Raw genomic sequence first — 22,536 nt, 5'->3', positions numbered from 1 at the left:
ACCGATTGCGATGGCCTTCGCATCCCGCTTGCGCAGCGGGCGTGCGAAGGCGGTTCGGTCAATCGATCAGGAGAGGGGTGGCGCGCGCGACTGGAACGCCCGATGGGTAGTGCCGAGATGGGCGAAGCCGGCTTCGGTGGTGAGTTGGAGAAGTTCGATCGCCTGCGGCAGCAACAGCACCGGTGGCGTGGCGAACACCATGCCGTGCGCCATGGCAATGACGGCGCAGATGGCGCAGCCGTCGGTGGGCTGCTGGTGGTTATCCTGGTGCGGAGATTGCTGCTGGGGCGCGGACAGGCTCGCCGCATCCGTGACCATGAGGTCCGCGGCGCGAAGGAAGTCGGTCTGCGATGTCGCGGTCTGGAGAGCGGGAGCGGCCTGCGCCGGATGGAAATGGCCGAACGACAGCACAAACTGAACGGCGAGCGCGAATAGCGCCAGCCGCGCGCCAAGTTTGACGTGTCTTCGAATCCACTTCACGAGTTTACGCCCACCCCCGGGGGACGGTTACCCCAACCGTCCCGATGTTATATTATAACATCGGAAGGAGATGGCGGTGTCAACCGCGGCTCAGGCGAGCGCCGCGCGATCGGTTGAGGCTGTGTGATTGTTGCAACGGCGGCTGACAGACCCTCATGGTGAGGAGCGCGTCTTCGCGCGTCTCGAACCATGAGGCCCATATCTCGAGCGCGGTCCATCCCTCGAGACGCCGCTTCCGCTTCACCCGGCTACGGGACTACGGATCGGGCGATCTCATCGTCCCTCGCGCAGCCACGTCGCGGCGAAGGCACCGAGCAGCAGCAACAGGCCGATCAGGCCTGCGAACATCGGCAGCACGCCGACGCCCTTGACGACGCTGGCGTCGCGCATCCTGACGCCCATCCAGCCCTCGCCGCGGAACACGCTCGACGCACGCACCGGCACGATGCGGGGCATGTCGAGGCTGGTGCCGTCGACCACGCGGCGGGCGTCGCCGCCGGTCGCCTGCGCCAGCGGCTTCAGCATCTCGGTCGTGGACGTCACTTCCGAGAATTCCTTTGGGTTGGTCGGGCCGACATTGACCAATGCCTTCAGCGTGCCGTCGGTCGCCTGCCACAGGCCGAGCTCGTTGGCGGGCAGCGTCGCCTTCCATTCGCCGGGCTCGCCCTGGGTCAGCGTCATCTCACGCGTGGCGCCGCTCGGCGAGGTCACGGTGACCGGCGGAACGCTGTCGCCCATGGTCTGGCGCACCACGGAGAGATCGTGGCCCTGGATCTGCAGCCGCAGCGCCTCCTCGTCCAGATCAGGCTGCTTCATCAGCCAGTGCGACATCCGCCGCAGCAGGTCGAGATGCGGACCGCCGCCCTCATAGCCGCGCGCCCACAGCCAGATGTGGTCGGAGAGCAGCAGCGCCACACGACCCTCGCCGAAGCGCGACAGCAGCAGCAACGGCTTGCCATCGGCGCCGGTCATCACGGGCTGGCCGATCGCGTTGCGGGTGTCGACGGTGCGGAAGAAGCGGCTCCAATGCGGTGGCTCGCTGCTGGAACCTTCCAGCCCGCGCGTCACCGGATGGCGCTTTCCGGCGTCGGAAAGATGCGCATAGAACGGTTTCTCGGTGACGCCGACGGGTTCGGCCGGGAGCACCGAGTCGAGCGGCGTACGCCAGATGCTGGTCGTGGACGCATAGTCGGGGCCGGCGGAGACCAGCACCGCGCCACCGGCACGGACGTAGCGCGCGATATTGTCGAAATAGGCGATCGGCAGCACGCCCTGGCGGGCGTAGCGGTCGAAGATGATGAGCTGGAATTCGTTGATCTTCTGCTGGAACAGTTCGCGGGTCGGAAACGCGATCAGCGACAATTCATTGATCGGCGTGCCGTCCTGCTTCTCCGGCGGACGCAGGATGGTGAAATGCACGAGGTCGACGCTGGCGTCGGACTTGAGCAGGTTGCGCCAGGTGCGCTCGCCGGAATGCGGCTCGCCCGAGACGAGCAGCACGCGCAGCTTGTCGCGCACGCCGTCAATCGCGACCACCGCGCGGTTGTTGACCAGCGTCAGTTCATTGTCGAGCGGAGATGCCTCGATCTCGACGATATTGGGTCCGGCATGCTTGATATCGATGTCGACATTGGCGGTCTGGCCGCTTTGCAGCGTGCGCTCGTTGATCACCTCGCCGTCGCGACGCACGGTGATCCTGGCGCTCTGGCCGGTCACGCCCTGGTCGTCGAGCCGGTAGGTGATGGTCTGGGTCTGGCCGACGATGCCAAAGCGCGGCGCGGCCGAAATTGCAATGCGACGGTCGCGCTCATCCTTGCGTCCCGTAATCAGCGCGTGCACCGGCGCCTGGAAGCCGAGGGCGGCGGCGCTGGCCGGGATGTCATGCACACGGCCATCGGTGATCAGGAAGGCGCCGGCGACACGGTCGACCGGAACGTCCGACAAGGCGGAGGACAATGCGCCGAACAGCTTGGTGCCGTCGGTCTCGCCATCGGCCTGGCCGGCGTCGACGACGCGCACTTCCAGGCCCTTGATCTTCTTCAGGCTGTCGACCAGCGCCTCCTGGGCCTTCGCGGTCTCCTGGTTGCGCGTGCCGAAATTCTGGCTCGGGCTCTTGTCGATCACGACGGCGGCGACCGAGGACAGGGGCTCACGGTCCTCGCGGGTGAAGGAGGGGTTGGCAAGCGCGAGCAGAACCAGCGCCAGCGCCGCGACGCGTATCCATGCGCCGCGCGTGCGTGACAGCAGGAGCAGCGCCGCTATGACGACGATCGCCGCAAGCCCGATCCACAGCACGAGCGAGGGAACGAGGGGTGTAAATGCGATGCCGTAGTTCATAGCGAGAACCGATCCGCATCGTCATGCCCGGGCATAGCAGGCTGCCTTGCGCAGACTGCGTACACTTGTCTGCGCTCCCGGGCATCCACGTTCTTCCTGCAGCGTGGCAAGGCGTGGATGGCCGGGACAAGCCCGGGCATGACGGCGTGTGCGTGGTGAGTGTTCCGGCTTATCATGCGCATCACTGTCCCAGCCGCTCGATCAGGGCCGGCGCGTGCACCTGGTCGGCCTTGTAGTTGCCGGTCAGCGTGTACATCACGATGTTGACACCGGCGCGGAAGGCGAATTCGCGCTGGCGCGGCTCGCCGGGGGTGAGCGGCAGCATCGCCTGGCCGTCGGGCCGGATCGCCCAGGCGCCGGCAAGATCGTTGGAGGTGATGATGATCGGCGAGACGCCGTCGCCGCCGCGCGCGGGCCGCTGCGCGGCTTCGTCATCGTCCTCGCGCGGCAGCGTCTCGACCCAAGTCTGGCCCGAAGTGAAGCGGCCGGGGAAGTCGCGCAACAGGTAGAACGTCTTGGTCAGCACGTGCTCGCGCGGCACGGGCTCGAGTTCGGGCACGTCGAGCGAGGACAGGATTTCGCGTAGCGCCTGCATGCCCGGCGTCTGCGAGCCGCTGTTATCGCCGGGCGGCGCCTCGACGGCGTCGCGGGTGTCGAACAGCACGGTGCCGCCCTGCTTCATATAGGCGTCGATCTTGTTGATCGCGTCCTGCGGTGGCTTTGGCGCGCCGGGGACGATCGGCCAGTAGATCAGCGGGAAGAAGGCGAGTTCGTCGCGCGCGGGATCGACGCCGACGGGATCGCCGGCCTCCAGCGCGGTACGTTGCGCCAGGAACAGTGTCAGCCCGGACATGCCGGCTTTCACGATGGAGTCGACGTCAGCATTGCCCGTGACGACATAAGCGAGCCGTGTCTGCGAAACCGCCTTCATGGCGAAGTCGTCGCTGTTCTCGGCGCGCGTGGTGGACGGCGCCATCGATGCCAGCAGGAAGGCGAGCGCCAGCGCCGCAGGTGCCGCGCGCCGCCGCCACAGCGCGGCAAGGCCGGCGCCGAGCATGGCGACCACGATCGCATCGAGCAGGAACAGACCGAGCGCCGATGACAGCAGGATGCCGCGGAGATCACGTGGCTCGGCATTGGTGTAGCTGGCCCGCCGTGCACGCAGGGCAGACGTATCGAGCGGGGCGATGCGGTCGGTGGTCGCCAGCGTGTTGACGGCGATCGGGGCGTCGGCCGGGCCGTAGAGGCCGGGCGGGTGATCCAGCGTCGCGCGGTCGCGGTAATCGGCAGGCATCGGCTTGGCGGTCGACGGCGGCGGGCCGAACGCGCCAAAGCCATCCAGCGTGCGGAGTGGCGCAACGGTCTCGGCCTTGGCTTCGCCGGCGACTCCAGCACCAGGCTTCGACGTGTAGCCGGACATGTCGACCAGCCGGCGCAGCATCTCGACGAAAGTGCCGGACATCGGCAGGTCCGACCAGCGCGAATCCGCGCCGACATGGAACAGGCTGACCACGCCCTTGCCGCGATGCTCGCCGGTGACGAGCGGCGTGCCGTCTTCCAGCGACGCCCAGCTCTTGGTGGCGAGTACGGCATCCGGCTCGGCCAGCACCTGCCGGCTCACGGTGATATCCTTTGGCACCGCCAGACCGGCGAACGGGCCGTCGGCGGTGAACGAGGCCAGATGCTGCGGCTTCTCCCAGGTCAGGCTGCCGCCGAGGACGCGCCCGCCGCGGCGCAGCTTCACCGGCACCAGATCGTCATCGGCTTGCGCCAGCCGCGGGCCGGCGAAACGCACCAGCACGCCGCCCTGGTCGATCCAGGCGTTGAGCCGCTCGCGGATTTCCGGCGACAGCGTGCCAACATCAGCCATCACGATCATCGGCAGCCGCTGGTCGAGAAATTGCGCGATCGCCTGCTGTGGCGCGCCGCGGTCGCCGAGACGCACATCGGCGAATGGCGACAGCGCACGGGAAAGGTAGAAGGTCGAGGCGAGCAGCGGCTGCGCGGTGTCGTTGGTCGCGCCGGAGACGACGCCGACCGCACGGCGCCGCCACCTCTTGTCGAGGAGCTGCACCGCGCCGGCGGAGCGCTCGCCGGCGATCTCCAGCCGCGCGATATCGTTGCGCAGTTCGACCGGGAGATCGAACGATGCCTCGGTCTCGCGATCCTGCGGAGCGAAGCTGTAGCGCGCCTCGCCGATCGGCGAGCCCTTGGCATCCAGCGCCCGCACCGTGCCGGAGGTGATGCCGGTCTCGGTGCGCAGGACTTTTACCGTCATCTTGGCCGCGGCATTCTCGGCGGCGACGAGGGCCTGCGCGGACGGCGCGCCGCCCTCGTAGATCGTCAGCGTGCGGTTCTCGACCAGCTTGCCGAGGCCTTCGGTGAATTCCGCGCCGCGCCCGGTGTCGACGCCGTCGGACAGCCAGGCGATCTCGGCATCGCCGGTGGCTTTCAGGAACCGATCGATGGCGGGCAGCGTGTCGACGCGGTCGATCGAATAGGGTTTTGGCGCGAACTGCCGCAGCGCGACGCGCGCGGTACCGGCCGGCATCAGCGTGATGTCACGCGCGGACTCCGATAGCGGCACCAGTGCCACGCCGCGGCGGTCGTTCTCCGCATTGGCGATCAGTTCGTCGGCGGCCCTGATCCGCGCGTCCCAGCTCGAGGCCGAGCTCCAGCCGTCGTCGAGCAGGATCACGAGCGGCGCCTTGGAGGACGCAAGGCCGGTCTGCGGATTCCAGATCGGCCCGGCCGCGGCGAAGATGACGAGCGCGGCGGCGAGAAGGCGCAGCAGCGTCAGCCACCATGGCGTGCGCGATGGCGTCTCTTCCCTGGGCTGGATATCGAACAGCAATCTGGTCGGCGGAAATTCGATGCGCCTCGGCCGTGGCGGCATCACGCGGAGCAGCCACCACAGTGCGGGCAGGCTCAGAAGGCCCAACAGCAGCATCGGTTCGGCAAAGGACAGCGGCAGACCTGCGATCATGCGCCGAGCCCCACTTTGACGGTGGACCGTACGCTGGCCTTGCTGACCGTCATGCCGTTGTGCAGGAACAATAGCAGCTCCGCTGCGGAGCGGCTCGTGGTGTGGGTCGAGAACAACCAGTCGAGCCGGTTGGTCTCGGCGCGGATCTCGTCACGATGCAGCGCGACGCGCGCGACATAGTCGCTGGCCCAGCTCTCGGCGCGGCCCGCGGTGATCGCAGTGCCCGCTTCCGGTTCGACGAATTCAACGCGGCCGGAATAGGGGAAGGTTTCCTCGGCGGGATCGACGACCTGGATCACCGTGCCGTGCGCGCCGGAGGCCGACAGCCCGGCGAGCGTGGTTCGGATTTCCGAAATTGGCGACCAGAAGTCCGACAGCACCACGATCTCGGAAAGCGCCGACGGCACGAAGGACGGCGGCAGGCTGGCGCGGGTCGCATCGTCATGCAGTATCGCCTGCGCCATCTTGTCGATGACGGTGCGGCTCGCGGTCGGGTTCATCAAGCCGGGAATGCCGACGCGTTCGCCGCCGGCGACCAGCAATTCGGCCAGCGCAAAGGCGACGATCAGGCCGCGCTCGAGCTTTGAATCGCGCGCCTGCTTGGACGCGAACGCCATCGACGGCGAGCGGTCGGGCCAGATCCAGACGGTGTGCGCCGCCTCCCATTCCTGCTCGCGGACGTAGAGATGGTCGTCACGCGCCGAGCGCCGCCAGTCGACGTTCTGCGACGGCTCGCCGGAGACGAAGCGGCGATATTGCCAGAAGCTTTCGCCGGCGCCGGCGCGGCGGCGGCCGTGCAAGCCATGGATGACGTTGTTGGCGATGCGGCGGGCCTCGAGCACCAGGCGCGGCAGCGACGCGGCGAGCGATCGGCTTTCGCCATCGGCACGTCGGACCGCAACGATCTCCTCGTTCAGGTGCTTGTTCTCTGCGGCCATCAAGCGATCCGCGTCTTCAATTGCTTGATCACGTCAGGAATGGTGCGGCCTTCGGCTCGCGCAGTGAAAGTGAGCGCCATGCGGTGCTTGAGCACGGGTTCGGCGAGATCGAGCACGTCGTCGATCGAGGGCGCGAGCCGCCCGTCGAGTAGGGCGCGGGCGCGGACCGCAAGCATCAAGGCCTGGCTGGCGCGCGGGCCCGGTCCCCAGGCGATCAGCTTCTCGCCTTCCGGATTGGGCCGCGCGGCGCGCACCAGCGACAGGATGGCGTCGACGACGGAGTCGCCGACCGGCAGCCTTCGCACCAGCCGCTGTGCGCTGAGCAGCAGTTCCGCGTTCATCGCAGCCTTCGCCAGCGTCTCTTCCGCGCCGGTGGTCTCGAACAGGATGCGACGTTCGGCCTCACGGTCGGGATAGTCGACGTCGATCTCCATCAGGAAGCGGTCGAGCTGCGCTTCCGGCAGCGGATAGGTGCCTTCCTGTTCCAGCGGATTCTGCGTCGCCAGCACATGGAATGGCTTGGGAAGGTCATGACGTGCACCCGCAACCGTGATGTGCTGCTCCTGCATGGCTTGCAGCAGTGCCGATTGGGTGCGCGGGCTGGCGCGGTTGATCTCGTCCGCCATCAGAAGCTGCGCGAATACCGGACCTGCGATAAAGCGGAACGAGCGCTTGCCGGTGCTGCTCTCATCCAGCACCTCGGCGCCGAGGATGTCCGACGGCATCAGGTCCGGGGTGAACTGGATGCGCTTGGTGTCGAGGCCGAGCGTGATGCCGAGCGTCTCCACGAGCTTGGTCTTGGCAAGGCCGGGAACCCCGATCAGCAGCGCATGTCCGCCGGAGAGGATCGTCACCAGTGTATTCTCGATCACCCGGTCCTGGCCGAAAATAACCGTGGAAATCGCCTCTTTCGCCGTACGGATCTGGCCGGCAACCTGCTCGGCCGAGCGGACGATCACGTCTTCCAGTTTTTCGACACTGTCTGCACCAGCCATTCCGTGCTCCTTATCGACGGCGCAACCTCGCGTCGTCACGCCATTGGCCCCATGCTAAGCATACGCGAAGGCCATGTATTCGTTGAATTAAACTATCCCCACCTTAACGGGTTTTCAGGGTATGAACGCCATCACGATGTGGCGAGAACACCATCCCCGCGCACATCTGAAGGATGTACGTAAGCGACGTGCACCAATCGTGCCAGATTGAAGCTCTCAACCTTAAGGCAAACCATGGCGAACGAAGGGCAAACAAGTCGTCAGGGCCTCGAAGGATTGACCGCCGCGGCCACCAATGCCGCGAAAACAAATCCTGCCGGCGGCAAGGGCCTTCCACCCGTGCATTTATGGAATCCGCCGTTCTGCGGCGATCTCGATATACGAATCGGCAGCGACGGCACATGGTACTATATGGGTACACCGATCGGCCGGCCGGCGCTGGTGCGGCTGTTCTCCACCATCCTGAAACGCGAAGACGGCAAGCATTTCCTGGTGACGCCGGTGGAGAAGGTCGGCATCCGCGTCGACGACGCGCCATTCCTTGCGGTCGAGATGCAAAAGGATGAGGACGGACGCGGACGGCTGCTCAGGTTCCGCACCAATGTCGACGACTGGGTCGATTGCGACGCCGCGCACGCCCTCCGCTTCGAGCCGGGCAATGACGGCGGGCTCACGCCCTATCTGCACGTCCGCGCCGATCTCTGGGCCAAGGTCACCCGTCCGCTCTACTACGATCTGGTTGACATGGGGGAAGAGCGGATGGTCGATGGTCATCCGATGTTCGGAATCGAGTCCGGCGGCGCATTCTTCGCGATGGCGGATGCGAAAGAGGTGAGGGACGCGCTTTGAACGAGCCGATGCTGAAGACGGAGCCGGCGGCGATCAGCTCGGCGGAGTTTTTCGCGCGCAGCCATGCGCGGCTGAATTTCGACGTCCCGCCCGGCCTGGTCGATCCCAACATCATTCCGAGGACCGGCGACTCCGGCAATGACCGCATGCTCGAGATCGTCGCGCACGAACAGCCGGTGCGGCCGGCCGCGGTGCTGATCCCGGTGGTCGACCGCGATGAGCCGACGGTGCTGCTGACGCAGCGCTCGGAGCATTTGAGCAGCCATGCCGGCCAGATCTCATTCCCCGGCGGCAAGATCGATGCGACGGATGCGTCGCCGCTCGACGCCGCGCTGCGCGAGGCCGATGAGGAAGTCGGGCTGACGCGCGACTTCATCGAGCCACTCGGCTATCTCGACCTCTATGGCACGGCATTTGGTTTTCGCATCCTGCCGACGGTGGCGCGCGTGAAGCCCGGCTTCAAGCTCAAGATCAACGAGGGTGAAGTCGTCGACGCGTTCGAGGTGCCGCTTTCGTTCCTGATGAATCCGGCGAACCATCAGCGACACAGCAAGGAATTCCGCGGCACCGAGCGCTCCTATTATGCGATGCCCTTCGCCGAGCGTTACATCTGGGGCGCCACAGCCGGGATCCTGCGCGTATTGTACGAACGGATCTACCTGCCATGATCCGTCCGGTATTGACCGAGATCGGAATTTTCCTGATCCCTTTCGCGGTCTATGCCTTGTTCCTCATTGCAACGCGCTCCGGCGTCTTGGCGAAATCGTCCTGGCCGTTGCCTTTGATTGCGAAGCTCGTGCTGGGAGCGCTGCTGCTGGTCGTGGTCAGTTTCGTGCTGCTCGCGCATTTCTCCGGCGCGCCGCCGAATTCGACCTATATCCCCGCTCATATCGAGAATGGCAAGCTCGTGCCCGGAGTTGAGAAATGACGCACGCACGTGCGCTGGAGCAGGCGCCTTGGCTGAGATCGGGATCCACGGCACGCGTGCTCGCGCTGCTCAACGCCAACGGCGAGGAAGCGCGCGTGGTCGGCGGCGCGGTGCGTAACGCGCTGCTGCACCGGCCGATCGGCGACATCGATCTCGCGACCACGGCGGTCCCTGAGGAGGTGATGCGCCGCGCCAAGGCGGCAGGAATCAAGAGCGTGCCGACCGGCATCGAGCATGGCACGGTGACGCTGGTCGTCGACAAGCATCCGTTCGAGGTCACGACGCTGCGCGAGGATACCGAAACCTATGGCCGCAAGGCCAAGGTCGCATTCGGCCGCGACTGGGCGCGCGATGCCGAGCGGCGCGACTTCACCATCAACGGCCTTTCGGTCGATGCCAAAGGCGTGGTGCACGATCATGTCGGCGGGCTCGACGATATCGCCGCTCGCCGCGTGCGCTTCATCGGCGATCCCAGTCAGCGCATCGCCGAGGATTACTTGCGCATCCTGCGCTTCTTTCGCATGCATGCGGCTTACGGCGCCGGCGATCCCGATCGCGCCGGCTATCTCGCCTGCATCGCCGGGCGTGCCGGCCTGGCGCAGCTTTCGGCGGAGCGCGTGCGCATGGAAATGCTCAAGCTCGTGGTCGCCGACGGCGCGGTAGCCGCGGTCACCGCGATGGCCGAGGGCGGCCTGCTGCAGATGATCCTCGGTAGCGTCGGCTATACCGGGCCGTTCGCAGTCATGATCGCAGCCGAGCGCGAGCTCGGGCTCGAGGCGAGCGCGGTGCGCCGGCTCGGTGCGCTCGCACTCGCCATCACCGAGGACGCAAAGCGCGTTGCGGTCAAGCTGCGGCTCACCAATGCAGAGGCGAAGGCGCTGGAAGCGATGGCGGATCGTTCGTGGCAACTCGCTGGTATCGACGAGGCGGCGGCGCGCCGCTGGCTCTACCGTCTCGGCGAGGCGGCCTATCTCGACCGGCTGATGCTGGCCTGGGCGCGGATGAGCGATGGCCACGACATCGCTCATTGGCGCGAACTGGCGCGCCTGCCGCAGCGTTGGCAGGCGCCGAAATTTCCGCTGAAAGCGGCCGATTTCATCGCGCGCGGAATTGCCGAGGGACCGGCGCTCGGCCATGTGCTGGCCCAGGCCGAACAGGCGTGGCTCGCTGCGGAGTTTCCGCTCGACCAGGCGGCGCTCTCGGCGATCGCCGATGAGATGGTCGCCCGCTTCGCCCACGACCACCGATTGTGAACTCCTCGCCAGCCTGTCCGGTAGCCCGGGTGAAGCGCAGCGTAACCCGGGGTGCTGTTCGACATGGAGCGGAGTTGTCCCGGGTTGCGCTGCGCTCCACCCGGGCTACGAGGTTGCTCATTGTCACTGAGCGCCAGGCGCCGCCGGGCTTTGTGAACCAGGCCGCATCGCAGGCAGGGACTTAAGCGACCTTGCCCTTGCGGCGATCGTCTTCGTCCTCATCGTCTTCTTCGTCGTCTTCTTCGTCTTCCTCGTCGTCGTCCTCTTCCTCGTCATCGGGAATGGCGGCTTCGAGGACGGCAACGGGAAGCGTTTCCCGAAACAGATCGCCGTCGATACCCATCCATACGCACTCGACGGAATCCTCGTTGACTTCCGCAACCGTAATCGGGTGCCCGCCCGATTTCAGCATCACCACATCGCCTGGTTTTAGTTCCATGGTCCACCCTTCGCCTTGATTGACGCGCGGGCACGTTACAGAGCTGTCATGACAGTCCGATCACGAGGGATCGCCGCTACAGGATTTTGATGGGGATTACGGCGAAGCGCAGGGTTCGCTACCGATTCGCGCCGGGAAGCAGTTCGGTCAGGGATCGTATGATGCGATTCGGCCTGACCGCCGATCCCGCGGGAAGACCATCCCCGTGCACGTCGATCCAGATCGAGTAAATGCCGAGCCGCTGCGGCGCGACGACTTCCCATTCCAGATTGTCGCCGACCATCCAGGTGTCCGCTGCGCTGACGCCGAGCGCATCCATGGCGTGCAGATAGGCGCGTTCTTCGGGCTTGCCGAAGCCATGCTCGCCTTCGATCTGGATGTGATCGAAGCGGTGCGTCAATGCGAAGCGCTCGATCTTGGCGCGTTGCATCAGAGCGGCGCCGTTGGTGACAAGCGCGAGCTTGATGCCGAGCGCGCGCAGTCCGTCTATGGCGTCATGCGCGCCGGGAAACAGGAAGATGCTTTCCTCGCGAAACGTCGTGAACCGGTCGGCGATCCGGACTGCGAGGTCGTCTGAAACGGACGGGTGGCCGCTCGCACGAAGCGCGGCAAAGCCGCCCCTGACCGTTTCTCGGCGCGCTTCCTCGAGCTTCAACCGCCAGATCGGCTCCGCTGTGGACCAGAATTTCCGGGCGAAAGCCAGGATCGCGGCGGCAACCACCGGCGGATCCATCGGCGTCAATTCATCGGCGAATTCGGCCGCGATCGTGTTCCAGGCGATCTCGGGCCGGCCATAGGCCGAAAGGATGGTGTCGTCCATGTCGATCAGCATGGCGCGGGGGAGTTTGGTCACGACGGCGATCTCACGGCCATTTCGCATGCGGCGGCATCGACGACAGGATCGAATCGACATTGCCGCCGGTCTTCAGGCCGAAAATCGTGCCGCGGTCGTAGAGCAGATTGAACTCGACATAGCGCCCGCGCCGGACCAGTTGCTCCTCGCGGTCCTCAGCGGTCCATGCCGTCGCAAAATTGCGCCTGACCAGTTCGGGATAGATCTTCACGAACGCGCGGCCGACATCCTGGGTGAAGGCGAGGTCGGCGTCCCAGTCGCCGCTGTCGTGCCAATCGTAGAAGATGCCGCCGATGCCGCGCGCCTCCTTGCGATGCGGCAGGTAGAAATAGTCGTCGCACCATTTCTTGTATTTCTCATACGGCGCGATCCGCGCATGCGCATCGCAGGCTGATTGCATCGCGGCATGGAAGGCGAGCGTATCCGGATCGTCCTGCGTGCGCCGCCGGTCCAGGACCGGCGTGAGGTCGGCACCGCCGCCGAACCACGCCTTGGTGGTGACGACGAAGCGGGTGTTCATATGCACCGCCGGCACGTTCGGATTGTGCAGATGCGCGATCAGCGAGATGCCCGAGGCCCAGAAGCGCGGATCGTCCGCCGCGCCCGGGATCTGGGCGCGGAATTCGGGGGCGAACTCGCCATGCACGGTCGAGCAGTGCACGCCGACCTTTTCGAACAGGCGCCCGCGCATCAGCGACATCACGCCACCGCCGCCGGGCTTGCCGGTATGGTCGGTGCGGTCCCATGGCGTGCGCACGAAGCGCCCGGCTTCGCCTGGATAGAGCCAAGCAGGCGCGTCATCCTCCAGCCGCTCAAAGGCCGCGCAGATATCGTCGCGCAGCGTTTCGAACCAGGTTTTTGCGCGCGCCTTGCGCTGTTCGATCGCGGATTTTTCCATGACTTAGGCTTCCGGTCCGAAATAGGTGCAGCTCTCGTTGCAACTGTCGCGATGCACGCTGACGCGGCTGACCTTGCCCGCATGCTGCACCCGTTCGAAGATGAATCGCGACAGGTTTTCAAGGGTAGGCAGTCCAAGCGCCTCGATCTTGTTGAGGAACTTGTGGTCGAGCGTCTTCTGCACCTCGGCGATGCGGCGTTCGAGCAGGCCTAGGTCAAGCACCATGCCGGTCGCTGGGTCCGGCGTTCCGCGCACCGTCACTTCCGCACGAAACGAATGGCCATGGATCTCCTGGCTGCTCGCGCCAAGGGTCGTTCCGGAGAGCGCATGCGCCGCCTCGAAGCGGAACGATTTCGTCAATTCCCACATCCTGAAAGTCCAACTCCTATCTGATGCCCAGCGTCTTGTGCGTCTGCACGCTCAGCCGCCATTTAGGGTGTTGCAAGCAATACTCGACCGCGCGCGCGGTGTTTTGAATTACATCAGGCCCATCCATCGGCTGCAGCGAGAAGCGCTCGAAATCGAGATCGACGAAGCGTTCCGGCGCGGCGTCCTGTTGCGGATAGACCAGCTTCAACTCGTTCCCCTTCCGCACCACGAGTTCCGCGCCCGCCTTCGGGCTGACGCAGACCCAATCCAGCCCGTCTGGCGGTGTGATCGTGCCATTGGTCTCGACGCCGATGGCAAAGCCGCGCGCATGCAGCGCGTCGATCAGTTCGGTGTCGACCTGCAGCAGCGGCTCGCCACCGGTCAGCACGACATAGCGGCCGACATTATCGCCCGTCCATTGTGCGCCGATGATGTCGGCAAGTGCTGCGGCACTCGCATAGCGCCCGCCGAGCGTGCCGTCGGTGCCGACGAAATCGGTGTCGCAGAATTGGCAGGTTGCGCTGGCGCGGTCCTGCTCGCGGCCGCTCCACAGGTTGCAGCCGGCAAAGCGGCAGAACACCGAGGCACGGCCGGCCTGCGCGCCTTCGCCCTGCAGGGTGAGAAAAATCTCCTTGACCGCGTAGCTCACGGAATCTCCTTCAGCTCAGGCTGCGGGTCTGCCGCAAGGCCTCGCCGATCGCCAGCGCCGCCGACATCGCGATATTGAGCGAGCGCATGGGCGGCTTGATCGGGATCACCAGCCGCGCATCGGCGGCCGCCACCACCGCATCGGTGACCCCAGCGGATTCGCGCCCGAAGAGCAGTATATCGGAAGCGGCATAGCGAAAATCGAGGTAGGAACCGGCGACCTTGGTTGTGAACAGTATCAGCCGATAGCCCGCCTCGCGGCGCCATTCCTCGAATTTCGTCCAGGAGTCATGGCGCATCAAATGGACGTGGTCGAGATAGTCCATTCCCGCCCGGCGGAAATGCCGGTCGGAGGTCGGGAAGCCTGCCGGCTCGATGATATGAGCGGCCACATCCAGGCAGGCGCACAGCCGCAGGATGGTGCCGGTGTTCTGTGGGATATCGGGCTGGAAGAGCGCGATCTGCATGGCCGTGGCGCTGGGTTAAGTACCGACGAAATGTCTCAAGAAAACAACGTTCGTCGCTCATTTCGTGCATTGCACGCCTGCGAGCCGATAGCGGGCTTGCGCTCGTCCGGCAAGGGTGCCAATAGAACGATTCTGGACTGCTGTTCCGCCAGTAGGGAGGAGGGACAGTGGTTTTCTGCCGCCGCGGGGGCCGCGGGCGCCGGCAGGCCTCCCGGTTGCAATGGGCGCCGCCGGGGCGGTTCCACCGGCTGCAGACAAGGAAAGGGCTTGGAATCGTGACGACAGCGTCTTCGGCGGACCATCCGACACGCCGTGATTTCCTTTTTGTTGCAACGGGTGCTGCTGCTGCGGTGGGTGCAGCTGCGACGGTCTGGCCATTCATCGACCAGATGAACCCGGATGCGGCGACCATCGCCGCCGGTGCGCCGATCGAGGTCGATTTGACGCCGATTGCCGAGGGGCAGGACATCAAGGTGTTCTGGCGCGGCAAGCCTATCTACATCAGCAACCGCACCAAGAAGCAGATCGAGGAGGCGCGCAGCGTTCCGCTCTCGAGCCTGCCTGACCCGCAGACCGATGAAGCCCGGGTCAAGTCCGGCCATGAGCAATGGCTGGTCGTGATCGGCATCTGCACCCATCTCGGCTGTATCCCGATCGCCCATGAGGGCAATTACGACGGATTTTTCTGCCCCTGCCATGGCTCGCAATACGACACCTCCGGTCGTATCCGCCAGGGGCCCGCGCCCGCCAATCTGGCGGTGCCGCCCTATCAGTTCGTTTCCGATACCAAAATCCAGATCGGCTAAGTCTCGGCCCAGCCGAGGCTAGACCGATCGCGTCGTCTTTCTTCTCAGGATCGCATCAATGAGCGGACCATCCGATTTTCAGCCGACCAATCCCGCCTTGAGGTGGATCGAGCGGCGACTGCCGATCTTCGGCCTCATGCACTCCTCCTTCGTGGCCTATCCGACGCCGCGTAACCTGAACTACTGGTGGACCTTCGGCGCCATCCTCTCGATGATGCTGGCGGTGCAGATCCTGACCGGCGTAATCCTGGCGATGCACTATACCCCGCATGCCGATCTCGCCTTCCGCTCGGTCGAGCTGATCGTGCGTGACGTCAATTACGGCTGGCTGCTCCGCAACATGCACGCCTGCGGCGCGTCGATGTTCTTCTTCGCCGTCTACATCCACATGTTCCGCGGCCTTTACTACGGGTCATACAAGGAGCCGCGCGAGGTGCTGTGGATCCTCGGCGTCATCATCTATCTGCTGATGATGGCAACCGGCTTCATGGGCTACGTGCTGCCGTGGGGGCAGATGAGCTTCTGGGGCGCCACCGTCATCACCAACCTGTTCTCCGCCGTGCCCTATTTCGGCGAGAGCATCGTGACGCTCCTATGGGGCGGTTACGCCGTCGGCAACCCGACGCTGAACCGCTTCTTCTCGCTGCACTATCTGTTGCCCTTCGTGATCGCCGGCGTGGTCGTGCTGCACGTCTGGGCGCTGCACGTGGCGGGCCAGAACAACCCGGCCGGCGTTGAGGCCAAGACCGAGAAGGACACGGTCGCCTTCACGCCCTACGCGACGATCAAGGACCTGTTCGGCGTTTCCTGCTTCCTGATCTTCTATTCCTGGTTCATCTTCTACATGCCGAACTATCTCGGCGATGCCGAGAACTACGTCCCGGCCAACCCCGGCGTGACGCCGGCGCATATCGTGCCGGAATGGTATTACCTACCGTTCTACGCCATCCTGCGTTCGATCCCGAACAAGCTCGCGGGCGTGATCGCGATGTTCGCGGCGATCATCATCCTCTGCTTCCTGCCTTGGCTCGACAGCGCCAAGACCAGGTCGTCGAAGTACCGTCCGCTGGCCAAGCAGTTCTTCTGGATGTTTGTCGTGGTCTGCGTCCTGCTCGGCTATCTCGGGGCGCAGCCGCCGGAGGGCATCTATGTGATCGCCGGCCGCATCCTGACGGTCTGCTACTTCGCCTACTTCCTGATCGTGCTGCCGTTGCTCTCCCGGATCGAGACGCCGCGGCCGGTGCCAAACTCGATCGCCGACGACGTGCTGGCGAAGACGGGCCGCAAGGCCGCGCCGATGGTCTCGGCCGTGATCGCGATCATGGTTGCGGGCGGGCTCTTGGTCGGCGACGCGCAAAGCGCCAGGGCCGAGGGGGGCGAGGTGGCACCGCCGGCGCAGAAATGGTCGTTCTCCGGCCCTTTTGGCAAGTTTGACCGCGGCGCGGTGCAGCGCGGGTTGCAGGTCTACAAGGAGGTCTGCGCGACCTGCCACAGCCTGTCCTTTGTCGCGTTCCGCAACCTCGCGGATCCCGGCGGGCCTGGCTATTCGACGGCCCAGGCCGCCGCATTCGCCTCCGACTACAAGATCAAGGATGGCCCGAACGACCAGGGCGAGATGTTCGAGCGTCCGGGCCGGCCCGCTGACTACTTCCCGTCGCCGTTCCCCAACGAGCAGGCGGCCCGTGCGGCCAATGGTGGCGCGGCTCCGCCGGATCTGTCGCTGATCACCAAGGCCCGTTCCTACAAGCGCGGCTTCCCCTGGTTCGTGATCGACTTCTTTACCCAGTACCAGGAGCAGGGCCCGGATTACGTCACCGCGATCCTGGAAGGCTTCGAGGAGAACCCGCCGGCCGGCGTGACCATTCCCGAGGGCTCCTACTACAACAAGTACTTCCCGGGCCACGCCATCAAGATGCCGAAGCCGCTGAGCGACGGTCAGGTCGCCTATAGCGATGGTTCGCCGACCACGGTCGCGCAATACGCCCACGACGTCACGACCTTCCTGATGTGGACCGCGGAACCGCATATGGAAGCGCGCAAGCGGCTCGGGCTTCAGGTGTTCGTGTTCCTGATCCTGTTCTCGGTCCTGATGTACTTCACCAAGAAGAAGGTCTGGGCCAACGCGCACTGATCGCGCTTTCGGCAACGTGATTTGAAAAAGCCCCCGCGGGGGCTTTTTTGCTGGCGCGATTGCGTCTCGCGCGCTGAGTAGTCAAGATACTCGCAACCCCCTCAGAAACATTCCGGAGGAATTCATGGGCACCACCATCACCTTCAAGCGTCCGGACGGCAAGGACGCAGGCGGTTATCTCGCCAACGCGGCGCGCGGCGATGCGCCGGGCGTGGTCGTGATCCAGGAATGGTGGGGCCTGCAGGACCAGATCAAGGGTATGTGCGACCGCTTCGCGCGGGCTGGCTTCGACGCGCTGGCGCCCGATCTCTACAAGGGTACGGTGGTGCCGTATCACGACACCGATGCCGCGGGTCGCGAGATGAACTCGCTCGACTTCATGGACGCCACCACGCAGACCGTACGTGGCGCCGCGCAATATCTGGCGCGGAACGGCGCCAAGGTCGGCCTCACCGGCTTCTGCCTTGGCGGCGCGGTGACCGTCATCGGCGCTACCAAGATTCCGGAACTGACCGCCGGTGTCGTGTTCTACGGCATCCCGCCGGAGCAGGCGGCAAAGCCGGCCGACGTCAAGATCCCGCTGCAGGCGCATTTCGCCAACAAGGATGATTGGTGCACACCGCAACTGGTCGACACCTTCGAGAAGGCCATGAAGGCCGCCGGCAAGTCGCTCGAGCTCTTCCGCTATGACGCCGAGCACGCCTTCGTCAACGAGCAGCGCATGTCGGTGCACGACCGCCAGGCCGCCGAGCTCGCCTGGGACAGGGCGACGGAGTTCTTCAAGAAGCATCTGGGCTGATGGGTGCATCCCCTCATCCTGAGGAGCGGCGTCTTCGCCGCGTCTCGAAGGATGAGGCCGACGGCGGGGCCTCATGGTTCTCCGAGCGATGCGCAGCATCGTCTCGAGACGGCGCAAGCGCCTCCTCGCCATGAGGGATTTGCGCTGACGGCTCGTGGCAGCCTTAGGGTTTTCCGGTCACCCCGTCCCACCATGGACAGGTGCCTGACATCAGCTTGAAATTGCCTTGCATCACCTGCACCGGCGCGCGGCGGCCTTGGGCGGCGGCGTGCATTCGCATCTCGCGAGCGAGTTCGCGGTCCTTGGCCGGCAGCCAGACGCGCTCGTGACCCCACAGGCTCGGGCCGTCCTGCATCTCGTATGGCTGCCACGTCGCCGGATCGATCTCGCGGCCGCCCCAGCCGCATTCGATCATGAAGGATGACGGCGTCCTGGCGTAGAACGAGGTCATGAAGTCATTGGTGTGGCGGCCGAGCGAGGTGCCGACGCGGTCGGGCTGGCTGAGCGCGACATCGTAAGCCTGCCCGACATCGTCGAGCGAGAACATCTCGACCATCAGATGATGCATGCCGCTCTTCCCGGTCTCGATCAGCGCGAGGCTATGATGGCGCGGATTGACGTGGAAGAAATAGGCGCGAAACGGCTGCAGGATGTAGTCCGAAAGCCCGAAGCCGAGCACGTCGACATAGAACGCCATCATCGGATCGATGCGTTCCACCGTCAGCACGGCATGCCCGAGCCCGAGCGGGCCGGTGCGGAAGCCAGAGATCGCGCGGCCCGGCTTGAACGGCGTGGCATCGATCTCCGCGCCGCAAAACGCTTCCAGCCGGTTGCCTTCGGGATCGTGGAAGGAGATCAGCCCGAGCACATGCCTGGCATCGGCGAGCGCTTGCGGCTCTATGGCCACCGCGATGCCGGCTTGCTCGAGCCGGGCAGCGAGTTCATCCAGTGCCGCCGCATCCGCCACCTCCCAGCCGAAGAAGCGCGATCCTTCCGGAGCGGCGCGATCGATCACGATGCGTTGTTTGCGGTCGTCCATCCGGAAGGTGAGCAGGGAATTGCCGCGCTCGACCGCCTGCAGGCCGACGAGGGTGGTGCCGAATTCCCGCCAGTCATCGAGTTCGGCCACGCCAAACCCGGCATATCCGAGACCTGATAGCCCCATATGCGCCTCCACCGTTGTCCATTGGGGCGGTTGGTCCGCCACTCCTTGGGATCAAACTTACGCGAATTCGCGGGCCTTCAAACCCCAAAGATGGATTTTTGGGCAGGCCAGCGGCCGTGCCCGTCCCTTGACATCGCCCTCGCCGGGTGGTGATTAGCGCGGTATGAGCACCGTTGCCCGCCCATCCTGTCTTTGGTGGCCCACCTTCTCATAGGTGGCCGGTGCGATTTCATTTAAAATATCGTCGAAGGTCGCCATCGCAGTGCGACGGTCCCTTCGGTTGTCCTGTGTGGCGCTCCCTCGTTAAGTCTCGTAAGAGGAACACATGAACAGGACAGTCTTCTCCCTGCCGGCGAAAAGCGAGTACCGCACCAGTGGCGGGCTTGCGGTCACCCGTGTGGTCGAACAGTTCACCGGCAATGCCGGCCGGCTCGACGACCTGATCGATCTGCTCGACCGCCGCCGCGGCGTCGTGCTGTCCTCGGGCACGAGCGTGCCCGGGCGCTACGAGAGCTTCGATCTCGGCTTCTCCGATCCGCCGCTGGCGCTGGAGACATCAGGCACGAACTTCTCGCTATCAGCGCTGAACAAGCGTGGCGAGGTGCTGATCGCCTTCCTCGGCGATGTCCTGCGCGAGCCCTGCGTCGTCATCACCGAGAAGAGTGAGGCGCGCCTCGCAGGCCATATCATCCGCGGCGAAGCCCCGGTCGAGGAAGACCAGCGCACCCGACGCGCCAGCGTGATGTCACTGGTGCGCGATCTCGTGGCGGCCTTCTCGTCCAGTGCCGATCCGCTGCTCGGCCTGTTCGGCGCCTTCGCCTACGACCTCGTGTTCCAGATCGAGGACCTCGTGCAGAAGCGGCCGCGCGAGGCCGACCAGCGCGACATCGTGCTTTATGTGCCCGACCGGCTGCTCGCCTATGACCGCGCCACCGGCCGCGGCGTGGTGCTGACTTACGATTTCGCCTGGAACGGCAAGTCGACCGAAGGCCTGCCGCGCGAGACCGCCGAGAGCCGCTATCTCAAGGCGGGTCGGCAGGGTTTCGCCGATCACGCGCCCGGCGAATACCAGGCGACCGTGGAAGTCGCGCGTGCGGCGTTCGCCCGCGGCGATCTGTTCGAGGCGGTGCCCGGCCAGCTCTTCGCCGAGCCCTGCGAGCGTTCCCCGGCGGAAGTGTTTCAGCGGCTGTGCCGGATCAACCCGTCGCCCTATGGCGCGCTGATGAATCTGGGCGAAGGCGAATTCCTGGTGTCGGCTTCGCCGGAAATGTTCGTCCGCTCCGATGGCCGGCGCGTGGAGACCTGTCCGATCTCGGGCACGATCGCGCGCGGCAGCGATGCGATCGGCGATGCCGAGCAGATCCGTCAGCTCCTGAACTCGGAGAAGGACGAGTTCGAGCTCAACATGTGCACCGATGTCGACCGCAACGACAAGGCGCGCATCTGCGTGCCCGGCACCATCAAGGTGTTGGCGCGGCGCCAGATCGAGACCTACTCAAAACTGTTCCATACGGTCGATCACGTCGAGGGCATGCTGCGTCCGGGCTTCGACGCGCTCGATGCCTTCCTCACCCATGCCTGGGCGGTGACCGTGACGGGCGCGCCGAAATTGTGGGCGATGCAGTTCGTGGAAGACCACGAGCGCTCGCCGCGGCGCTGGTATGCCGGCGCCATCGGCTGCGTGAATTTCGACGGCAGCATCAATACCGGGCTCACGATCCGCACCATCCGCATGAAGGATGGGCTCGCCGAGGTTCGCGTCGGCGCCACCTGTCTCTTCGACTCGGATCCGGCGGCCGAGGACCGCGAGTGCCAGGTGAAGGCCGCAGCCCTGTTCCAGGCGTTGCGCGGCGACCCGCCGAAGCGGCTCTCCACCATTGCCCCCGATGCCACCGGCTCCGGCAAGAAGGTGCTCCTGATCGACCACGACGACAGCTTCGTGCATATGCTGGCGGATTATTTCCGCCAGGTCGGCGCCGCCGTCACCGTGGTCCGGCACATCCACGCCCAGGAGATGCTGAAGCAGAAAAGCTGGGATCTCCTGGTGCTCTCACCCGGTCCAGGGCGGCCGAAGGATTTCGGGATCTCGAAGACCATCGGCACCGCGATCGAGAAGAAGCTGCCGATCTTCGGCGTGTGCCTGGGCGTGCAGGCGATCGGCGAATATTTCGGCGGCCAGCTCGGCCAGCTCGGCCAGCCCGCCCATGGCCGTCCCTCGCGCATCCAGGTGCGCGGCGGCCGGTTAATGCAAAATTTGCCGAATGAGATCGTGATCGGCCGCTACCATTCGCTTTATGTCGAGCGCCAGAGCGTGCCTGATGTATTGTCGGTGACGGCGACCACGGAGGACGGCATCGCGATGGCGATCGAGCACAAGACCTTGCCGGTCGGCGGCGTGCAGTTCCACCCGGAATCGCTGATGTCGCTCGGCGGCGAAGTCGGCCTGCGTATCGTGGAAAACGCATTCCGGCTGGACACCAGGGCGTAAGGACGAAAGCGAGACAGCAATGACGTTTGACCTCGACCTGAAGGCCGCCATTCGTACCATTCCGGACTATCCGAAGCCCGGCATCCTGTTCCGCGATATCACCACGCTGCTCGCGGATGCCCGCGCCTTCCGCCGCGCGGTGGATGAATTGGTGCATCCCTGGGCCGGTTCGAAGATCGACAAGGTCGCCGGCATCGAGGCGCGCGGCTTCATCCTCGGCGGCGCGGTCGCGCACCAGGTCTCCGCCGGTTTCGTGCCGATCCGCAAGAAGGGCAAGCTGCCGCATACCACGGTGCGGATCGCCTATTCGCTGGAATACGGCCTCGACGAGATGGAGATGCATGCCGATGCCGTGCATCCCGGCGAGCGCGTGATCCTGGTCGATGATCTGATCGCCACCGGCGGCACCGCGGAGGGCGCGGTCAAGCTCTTGCGACAGATCGGTGCCAACGTCGTCGCCGCCTGCTTCATCGTCGATCTGCCCGAACTCGGCGGCGCCGCCAAGCTGCGCGCAATGGACGTCCCCGTGCGGACGCTGATGGCCTTCGAGGGACACTAAAAGTCACCTCGCCCCGCTCTTGCGGCTGTCCGATTCACACATCGCGGAGCGCCAGACTGGTACCAAATTTGATGCGCTGGAAGGCTTCGAGCCCCAGGCGCATCGTTTTCGGCCCGGGCTTGCCATAGTAGCCGTCCCATCCGCCCAG

General features: G+C 65.3%; 21 protein-coding genes. 9 read left to right on the top strand and 12 right to left on the bottom strand.

Annotated elements, in window-relative coordinates; all coding sequences use genetic code 11:
* Positions 1–66 precede the first annotated feature (66 nt).
* The 5 genes from ACZYOF_RS15380 to ACZYOF_RS15360 all read right to left on the bottom strand — a co-directional run bounded on the left by ACZYOF_RS15380 (position 67) and on the right by ACZYOF_RS15360 (position 7,736).
* On the bottom strand, positions 67–480 hold the full coding sequence (locus ACZYOF_RS15380) for a DUF2946 family protein (protein ID WP_463716282.1): 414 nt from the start codon (positions 478–480) through the stop codon (positions 67–69).
* A 273-nt stretch (positions 481–753) separates the two neighbouring features.
* A complete protein-coding gene (locus tag ACZYOF_RS15375; protein ID WP_463716281.1) occupies positions 754–2,817 on the bottom strand; it encodes a hypothetical protein in 2,064 nt (687 codons plus the stop codon).
* 181 nt (positions 2,818–2,998) lie between these two features.
* A complete protein-coding gene (locus ACZYOF_RS15370) occupies positions 2,999–5,803 on the bottom strand; it encodes a DUF4159 domain-containing protein (protein ID WP_463716280.1) in 2,805 nt (934 codons plus the stop codon).
* Complete coding sequence (locus ACZYOF_RS15365) at positions 5,800–6,741, bottom strand: DUF58 domain-containing protein (RefSeq protein ID WP_282531622.1); 942 nt, start codon at positions 6,739–6,741, stop codon at positions 5,800–5,802. The genes ACZYOF_RS15370 and ACZYOF_RS15365 overlap by 4 nt, the downstream gene beginning before the upstream one ends.
* Positions 6,741–7,736: an AAA family ATPase gene (locus tag ACZYOF_RS15360; protein ID WP_130582713.1), complete on the bottom strand. Its 996-nt coding sequence runs from the start codon at positions 7,734–7,736 to the stop codon at positions 6,741–6,743. The genes ACZYOF_RS15365 and ACZYOF_RS15360 overlap by 1 nt, the downstream gene beginning before the upstream one ends.
* A gap of 234 nt (positions 7,737–7,970) precedes the next feature.
* Here ACZYOF_RS15360 and ACZYOF_RS15355 point away from each other — a divergent pair, with 234 nt between their 5' ends.
* Genes ACZYOF_RS15355 through ACZYOF_RS15340 form a run of 4 tightly spaced genes read left to right on the top strand, consistent with a single transcriptional unit; the run spans position 7,971 to position 10,766 of the window.
* Positions 7,971–8,585 (top strand): DUF1285 domain-containing protein, encoded by a 615-nt coding sequence (locus tag ACZYOF_RS15355; RefSeq protein WP_463716279.1) that lies wholly within the window; start codon positions 7,971–7,973, stop codon positions 8,583–8,585.
* A gap of 8 nt (positions 8,586–8,593) precedes the next feature.
* Positions 8,594–9,253, top strand: coding sequence for a CoA pyrophosphatase (locus ACZYOF_RS15350; RefSeq protein ID WP_463716278.1), 660 nt, complete (start codon positions 8,594–8,596; stop codon positions 9,251–9,253).
* A complete protein-coding gene (locus tag ACZYOF_RS15345; protein WP_463716277.1) occupies positions 9,250–9,513 on the top strand; it encodes a DUF6111 family protein in 264 nt (87 codons plus the stop codon). The genes ACZYOF_RS15350 and ACZYOF_RS15345 overlap by 4 nt, the downstream gene beginning before the upstream one ends.
* Positions 9,510–10,766: a CCA tRNA nucleotidyltransferase gene (locus ACZYOF_RS15340; RefSeq protein WP_463716276.1), complete on the top strand. Its 1,257-nt coding sequence runs from the start codon at positions 9,510–9,512 to the stop codon at positions 10,764–10,766. Before ACZYOF_RS15345 ends, ACZYOF_RS15340 begins: the two co-directional genes overlap by 4 nt.
* A 181-nt stretch (positions 10,767–10,947) precedes the next feature.
* Here ACZYOF_RS15340 and ACZYOF_RS15335 read toward each other — a convergent pair whose 3' ends face one another.
* The 6 genes from ACZYOF_RS15335 to ACZYOF_RS15310 all read right to left on the bottom strand — a co-directional run bounded on the left by ACZYOF_RS15335 (position 10,948) and on the right by ACZYOF_RS15310 (position 14,440).
* On the bottom strand, positions 10,948–11,205 hold the full coding sequence (locus tag ACZYOF_RS15335) for a YodC family protein (protein WP_463716275.1): 258 nt from the start codon (positions 11,203–11,205) through the stop codon (positions 10,948–10,950).
* Between the two features lie 118 nt (positions 11,206–11,323).
* Positions 11,324–12,085 (bottom strand): HAD family hydrolase, encoded by a 762-nt coding sequence (locus ACZYOF_RS15330; RefSeq protein WP_463716274.1) that lies wholly within the window; start codon positions 12,083–12,085, stop codon positions 11,324–11,326.
* Positions 12,069–12,956 (bottom strand): oxygen-dependent coproporphyrinogen oxidase, encoded by an 888-nt coding sequence (hemF, locus tag ACZYOF_RS15325; RefSeq protein ID WP_463716273.1) that lies wholly within the window; start codon positions 12,954–12,956, stop codon positions 12,069–12,071. The genes ACZYOF_RS15330 and hemF overlap by 17 nt, the downstream gene beginning before the upstream one ends.
* A 3-nt stretch (positions 12,957–12,959) precedes the next feature.
* Positions 12,960–13,325, bottom strand: a complete 366-nt coding sequence (locus tag ACZYOF_RS15320) for a 6-pyruvoyl trahydropterin synthase family protein (protein WP_394569339.1) — start codon at positions 13,323–13,325, stop codon at positions 12,960–12,962.
* A gap of 16 nt (positions 13,326–13,341) precedes the next feature.
* Positions 13,342–13,974: a 7-carboxy-7-deazaguanine synthase gene (gene queE, locus ACZYOF_RS15315; RefSeq protein WP_463716272.1), complete on the bottom strand. Its 633-nt coding sequence runs from the start codon at positions 13,972–13,974 to the stop codon at positions 13,342–13,344.
* 10 nt (positions 13,975–13,984) lie between these two features.
* Positions 13,985–14,440, bottom strand: a complete 456-nt coding sequence (locus ACZYOF_RS15310; RefSeq protein ID WP_282531631.1) for a tRNA (cytidine(34)-2'-O)-methyltransferase — start codon at positions 14,438–14,440, stop codon at positions 13,985–13,987.
* Between the two features lie 275 nt (positions 14,441–14,715).
* Between ACZYOF_RS15310 and petA the strand changes: the two genes are divergently transcribed.
* From petA to ACZYOF_RS15295, 3 genes are all read left to right on the top strand, one after another.
* The gene (petA, locus tag ACZYOF_RS15305) at positions 14,716–15,246 is read left to right on the top strand and encodes a ubiquinol-cytochrome c reductase iron-sulfur subunit (protein WP_463716271.1); all 531 of its coding nucleotides are present in this window, start codon (positions 14,716–14,718) and stop codon (positions 15,244–15,246) included.
* 58 nt (positions 15,247–15,304) lie between these two features.
* Complete coding sequence (locus tag ACZYOF_RS15300) at positions 15,305–17,377, top strand: cytochrome c1 (protein ID WP_463716270.1); 2,073 nt, start codon at positions 15,305–15,307, stop codon at positions 17,375–17,377.
* Between the two features lie 124 nt (positions 17,378–17,501).
* A complete protein-coding gene (locus tag ACZYOF_RS15295) occupies positions 17,502–18,176 on the top strand; it encodes a dienelactone hydrolase family protein (protein WP_130582637.1) in 675 nt (224 codons plus the stop codon).
* Positions 18,177–18,339: 163 nt separating this feature from the next.
* Here the strand turns inward: ACZYOF_RS15295 and ACZYOF_RS15290 are convergent, their stop codons facing one another.
* Entirely contained in the window at positions 18,340–19,341 is a 1,002-nt protein-coding gene (locus ACZYOF_RS15290) for a VOC family protein (protein ID WP_463716269.1), read from the bottom strand.
* Between the two features lie 325 nt (positions 19,342–19,666).
* Between ACZYOF_RS15290 and ACZYOF_RS15285 the strand changes: the two genes are divergently transcribed.
* The gene (locus ACZYOF_RS15285; RefSeq protein WP_463716268.1) at positions 19,667–21,829 is read left to right on the top strand and encodes an anthranilate synthase component I; all 2,163 of its coding nucleotides are present in this window, start codon (positions 19,667–19,669) and stop codon (positions 21,827–21,829) included.
* Between the two features lie 19 nt (positions 21,830–21,848).
* Positions 21,849–22,388 (top strand): adenine phosphoribosyltransferase, encoded by a 540-nt coding sequence (locus tag ACZYOF_RS15280; RefSeq protein WP_208821721.1) that lies wholly within the window; start codon positions 21,849–21,851, stop codon positions 22,386–22,388.
* Positions 22,389–22,536: the final 148 nt, after the last annotated feature.

Source organism: Bradyrhizobium sp. LeoA1Lang (genome assembly GCF_055413685.1).
This window is presented reverse-complemented; position numbering and strand designations above follow the sequence as displayed.

Coding starts and splice junctions, on each gene's coding strand:
- ACZYOF_RS15375 (WP_463716281.1), bottom strand. CDS start 2,817: ATGAACTACGGCATCGCATTTACACCCCTCGTTCCCTCGCTCGTGCTG.
- ACZYOF_RS15370 (WP_463716280.1), bottom strand. CDS start 5,803: ATGATCGCAGGTCTGCCGCTGTCCTTTGCCGAACCGATGCTGCTGTTG.
- ACZYOF_RS15365 (WP_282531622.1), bottom strand. CDS start 6,741: ATGGCCGCAGAGAACAAGCACCTGAACGAGGAGATCGTTGCGGTCCGA.
- ACZYOF_RS15360 (WP_130582713.1), bottom strand. CDS start 7,736: ATGGCTGGTGCAGACAGTGTCGAAAAACTGGAAGACGTGATCGTCCGC.
- ACZYOF_RS15355 (WP_463716279.1), top strand. CDS start 7,971: ATGGCGAACGAAGGGCAAACAAGTCGTCAGGGCCTCGAAGGATTGACC.
- ACZYOF_RS15350 (WP_463716278.1), top strand. CDS start 8,594: ATGCTGAAGACGGAGCCGGCGGCGATCAGCTCGGCGGAGTTTTTCGCG.
- ACZYOF_RS15345 (WP_463716277.1), top strand. CDS start 9,250: ATGATCCGTCCGGTATTGACCGAGATCGGAATTTTCCTGATCCCTTTC.
- ACZYOF_RS15340 (WP_463716276.1), top strand. CDS start 9,510: ATGACGCACGCACGTGCGCTGGAGCAGGCGCCTTGGCTGAGATCGGGA.
- ACZYOF_RS15335 (WP_463716275.1), bottom strand. CDS start 11,205: ATGGAACTAAAACCAGGCGATGTGGTGATGCTGAAATCGGGCGGGCAC.
- ACZYOF_RS15330 (WP_463716274.1), bottom strand. CDS start 12,085: ATGCGAAATGGCCGTGAGATCGCCGTCGTGACCAAACTCCCCCGCGCC.
- hemF (WP_463716273.1), bottom strand. CDS start 12,956: ATGGAAAAATCCGCGATCGAACAGCGCAAGGCGCGCGCAAAAACCTGG.
- ACZYOF_RS15320 (WP_394569339.1), bottom strand. CDS start 13,325: ATGTGGGAATTGACGAAATCGTTCCGCTTCGAGGCGGCGCATGCGCTC.
- ACZYOF_RS15310 (WP_282531631.1), bottom strand. CDS start 14,440: ATGCAGATCGCGCTCTTCCAGCCCGATATCCCACAGAACACCGGCACC.
- ACZYOF_RS15300 (WP_463716270.1), top strand. CDS start 15,305: ATGAGCGGACCATCCGATTTTCAGCCGACCAATCCCGCCTTGAGGTGG.
- ACZYOF_RS15295 (WP_130582637.1), top strand. CDS start 17,502: ATGGGCACCACCATCACCTTCAAGCGTCCGGACGGCAAGGACGCAGGC.
- ACZYOF_RS15290 (WP_463716269.1), bottom strand. CDS start 19,341: ATGGGGCTATCAGGTCTCGGATATGCCGGGTTTGGCGTGGCCGAACTC.
- ACZYOF_RS15285 (WP_463716268.1), top strand. CDS start 19,667: ATGAACAGGACAGTCTTCTCCCTGCCGGCGAAAAGCGAGTACCGCACC.
- ACZYOF_RS15280 (WP_208821721.1), top strand. CDS start 21,849: ATGACGTTTGACCTCGACCTGAAGGCCGCCATTCGTACCATTCCGGAC.